Consider the following 4,207-nt stretch of genomic DNA (forward strand, 5'->3'; position numbering starts at 1 on the left):
TCGACTTGCCCACCCCCGAGGATCCGACGAAGGCCACCGTCCGCCCCTTGCCGCACCAGTCGCGCAGCACCTGGCCGGGTTCGTCCCCCCGCGCGTCCAGCGCCACCACCGCGACCCGCTCCGAGATCGCGCGGGCGGCATCTGCATAGCTCCCCGGGTCCTCCGCGAGATCGGTCTTGGTCAGCAGGATGACGGGCTCGATATCCGCGTCAAAGGCCATGGCGAGGTAACGCTCCAGCCGCGCCGGGTTGAAATCCTGGTTGCAGGAGGTCACCACGAAGAGCGTGTCGATGTTGGCGGCGATGAGCTGCACCTGCCAGTCCGACCCGGGCGCGCGGCGCTTGATCAGGCTGCGGCGCTCGAGCACCCGGCTGGCCTTTGGCCGTTCGCGGTCGAAGAGCAGCCAGTCGCCCACGGTGGCGTCGATGCCCGGCGGGATGATCTCGTCAATGCCCTCGCCCACCACCTGCAGCCCGCTGCGGTGCACGGCGGTCACCCGCACCGGCGGCGTCTCGGTGAGATCGGTCGCGTCGATCTGCCCGGCAAAGAACGCGCCCCAGCCGAGCGCCTCGATGGCCGAGAGCGCAGGCTCGGGCTGGCGCTCGGGCGCGGCACCCGGAAGGAAGGCTGAGTAATCTCGGACCATGGGCTGTCACACTGTGGGCAGACTCGTTCGCGGCGCAGCATGCCACAGCGGGCCGGTGGCTCAAACGGTTTCAGCCCCGCACCCTCGCACACGGCCCCGATTTGGGCGTGGCGCCCTAGAACGGGTCGAGCTGCGACACCCGCTTCACCGCGTCGAGAAAGGCATAGATCTCCTGCTGCGGCGGATCCTTGTCGAGCGCCTCTTCCAGCACCACGCTGAAACAGCAGAGAATGACCGCCGCGGTGGTCAGCTGCCGCAACGCGGTGAGCCCGAAGAACTGCCGCGACACGGCCTCGGCCAGCCGTCCGACCTGACGCCGCAGCCGCGACGGCGCGGGCCGGACCAGCGCCCCGCGCGCCCGTCGCTGCACCAGCGCGGCAGCGGACAGGTCCTCGACCATCGCGGCGCCGGCACGCGAGGCCGGGTTGCGCTTCCAGCCGGTGGTGATCTGGCGGCAGTGGTGGAAGGTGAAGGCGCTGCTGTCGAAGAGCCCGTTGAAAGCGAAGCCCTCGAGCGAATGCGGCCGCCATTGCGTCTGGCCCACCGGCCCGGAGGGACGCACGCACCACTTGTGCGGACAGGGCGCCTCGCCCGGTCGTCGGAAGACATGGTCGGCATGGCGCACCACCGCGGTCTCGGGGGCCACGCGGGCATGGCGCCAGACGCCCCGGAACCGGGTGTAGCCGAAGCGCGAAAGCGCCGCCGCGTCGAAGACCGTGTCCTCGCCCCGCGACAGCACCAGCTCGTCGATGTCGCAGAAAAGCACCGCGCGGGCCTCCTGCAGGTAGCGCAGCCGCACGGCGTTGAGCGCGCAGGTCTGCAGGAACAGCTCTCTGTTGGCGTGCGGCTTGATCCCGCGCGGGCCGAAGGGCAGCTCGGTGCGCAACACCAGTGGGTCGAGCCCCGCCCGTTCGAGACACGCCTCCAGCTCTGCGACGCCATAGGCCGAGGAGCCGTTGTCGATGAAGGCAATGGCCTCGGCGCCCTGGCTCTCGGCGTGGAAGCGGGCGAAATCCTCGATCCAGACGAGGTCGTTGTCGCGCGACATGGTGACGATGACGTTGCGGTCCCGGAAGCGCTCGGGCTCGGTCTCCCGCACGCTGCTCTCGACGCGGTGCCCGTCGATCTCGAGCGCCACGCTCTCGGGGCGCTGCGGACTTTTCAGGGTCACGACGCTGTGGCGGTAGAAGCTGCGCACCGAGGCCCTGACGGGCCGGCCGTCTAACGTGAGCCGCCCGCGCTTCAGCAGGGCGGCAAGGTTGTTGAGCCGCGAGCAGGTGAGCGTGACGGCACCGTTCTGCCAGACCGCGTCCATCCAGAGCGTCGTCGCGTCGAAGGCGGCGTCATAGCCCGGCGTCCGGTAGCCCGGGGCGACCCGCGAGCGCCGCCGGAAGGGCGTGTCCTGCAGGCTGCAGGTCGAGAAATCTGAGATCACGTCCACGCTTGGCTCCGTCTGAACCGCCCTTGCGGCGCTGGCGTGACCATAGGTCGCGCGCAGCGGACTGCAACGGGCGAAACACGGCACAGGCGCCGAGCCGCGCAAGGGCGCAGGCACCGAACGGCCCGCCCGGGGGGCGGGCGGGGCGCCGGGCAGGACTTACGGCAGGGTCACCCGGTAGAACGGCGCCTTTGCCTCGTCGGATGAGGCGAAGGGCCCCGGCGCCGGCGTGTCGACCTTGAGGGTGCATTCGACGCAATCCGGCGCCTTGGCCATCACCCGTTCCGCCCAGAGCGCAACCGCGGTCTGGAGCCGGGCCGGGTAGACCCGCAACACCGTGGTGGTGCCGCGCGGCGCCTCGTAGAGCCGCACGTGGCAGGCGGTGACGATGCCGAAGAACCCGGGTCCGCCGCCGCGCGCAGCTCAGAACACGTCCGGACGCTCGGTGGCACTGGCGGTGATCAGCGTGGCGTCGGCCATGACGACTTCAACCGCCAGCACCGAGAAGCAGGCGATGCCCCACGCCGCGGCATTCCAGCCGATGCCGCCGCCGAGCAGGTGGCGACTGACCGTGACCGCGCCGCAATGCGCGGTCGGGAAGGCCAGCCCGTGCCGGTCGAGCGCGGCGGCGAGGCGGGTGTTGGTGTCCGCCGCCCCGCGGCGACACCGTCATGCCCGCCTCCGCGGCATAGCGCACGGCCTCCTGCACGAAGGTGGCAGAGGTGGCCCGCACGATTGGCGAGGCCCGCCGCTCGGGCTCGCGTAGACCTTGATCCCGATTGGCCGATGGCCGAGGAGACATGGGCAATCTCAAGCGGGTAGATTTCTGCCATGAGAATAAGGACGGGTAAAAAGAGATGCCGAGGCCTCGGTTCTCTCTTTAGCTTCAATTTCTTACAGGAGAAAAGTGGCAGCCCGTAGGGGAATCGAACCCCTCTTTCCAGGTTGAAAACCTGGCGTCCTAACCGATAGACGAACGGGCCATATCCGAAGCGTGACGCGGGTTTTAGGGAATTGCGGTGGCAGCCGCAAGACATATTTTCAGATTTTTCGCGGATCCCGAGACTTATCCGAGAACCCACTTTTTCCCTTACCAATCAATGTCTTGCCGAAACCGCACCCAAGCTCACGCCGGCGCGGCATCCTCCAGCCGCAACTGCACCGCGCGGCGACCGTTCCACTCGTTGATCTCGAGCCGCCCGGCCATCTGGAATCGTTGCCCCTTGTGATCGGTCAGCGCCTGCCCCAGCGGCCCCTCGAAGGCGCCAAAGCAGATCGCGTCGAGCCGCGCGCCCAGCCCGTCCCCGAGGGAGAGCTTGAGATGCCCCGAGCCCACCTGCTTGGCAAAGCTCACCTGCACGTCCGGGAAGGCAAAGCGCGGCGACGGCGCACCCGCCCCGAAGGGCCCTGCCCGCTCGAGCATCTCGCAAAGCTCCACCGTCGCGGCGCCGGGCATCAGCATGCCGTCGAGCCTGAGGTCGGCAGCCCCCCCCTTGCCCGCCCCCTGCTTCGCCAAGAGCTCCGCCAGCCGCGCCATCGCCGCCTCGAGCTGCGCCTCTGCCACAGTCAGCCCCGCCGCCATCTTGTGACCGCCGCCCTTCAGCAGCAGCCCCTCCGCCACGAGCCGCTGCACGCTGGCGCCGAGATCCACGCCCGAGACCGACCGCCCCGAGCCCTTGCCCTCGCCGCCGTCGAGCCCGATCACCACGGCGGGCCGGTTGGTCATCTCCTTGAGACGCGAGGCGACGATGCCCACCACGCCCGGGTGCCAGCCGTCGCCCGCGGCCCAGACCAGCGGCGCGTCGAGCCCGCGTGCCTCGGCCTGCGCCAGCGCCGAGGCACGCACCGCCTCCTCGACCTCGCGCCGCTCGGTGTTGAGCCGGTCGAGCCGCTCGGCCAGCGCCTCGGCCTCATGACGATCGCGCGAGGCCAGCAGGCGGGCGCCGATGTCGGCCTGCCCGATGCGGCCGCCGGCGTTGACCCGCGGCCCGAGGACGTAGCCCAGGTGATAGGAGCTCGGCGCCGTGTCGAGCCGCGCCACGTCCGACAGCGCCACCAGCCCCGGCCGCTGCCGCCGCGCCATGACCGCGAGGCCCTGCCGCACCAGCGCCCGGTTGACGCCG

Annotated in this window: 4 protein-coding genes, 1 tRNA gene and 1 pseudogene; all 6 read right to left on the bottom strand. The window is 70.2% G+C overall.

Annotation, left to right across the window (positions count from 1 at the left end; translation table 11 throughout):
* Window positions 1-646: GTPase RsgA (gene rsgA, locus HC022_RS20305; protein WP_167453628.1), on the bottom strand; the 646-nt coding region annotated here is incomplete at its 3' end.
* 115 nt (window positions 647-761) lie between these two features.
* On the bottom strand, window positions 762-2,087 hold the full coding sequence (locus HC022_RS20310; RefSeq protein ID WP_167453629.1) for a hypothetical protein: 1,326 nt from the start codon (window positions 2,085-2,087) through the stop codon (window positions 762-764).
* Window positions 2,088-2,243: 156 nt separating this feature from the next.
* Window positions 2,244-2,456, bottom strand: coding sequence for a hypothetical protein (locus tag HC022_RS20315; protein WP_167453630.1), 213 nt, complete (start codon window positions 2,454-2,456; stop codon window positions 2,244-2,246).
* A gap of 51 nt (window positions 2,457-2,507) precedes the next feature.
* Window positions 2,508-2,726: pseudogene (locus HC022_RS29915) on the bottom strand (FAD-binding protein); the annotation flags it as partial.
* A 266-nt stretch (window positions 2,727-2,992) separates the two neighbouring features.
* Window positions 2,993-3,067 (bottom strand) — tRNA-Glu (locus tag HC022_RS20325).
* A gap of 143 nt (window positions 3,068-3,210) precedes the next feature.
* A partial coding sequence (locus HC022_RS20330; protein WP_217704071.1) for a DHH family phosphoesterase occupies window positions 3,211-4,207 on the bottom strand: 997 nt, incomplete at its 5' end.

This window comes from Salipiger sp. HF18, from assembly GCF_011806505.1.
GTDB lineage: Bacteria > Pseudomonadota > Alphaproteobacteria > Rhodobacterales > Rhodobacteraceae > Salipiger > Salipiger thiooxidans.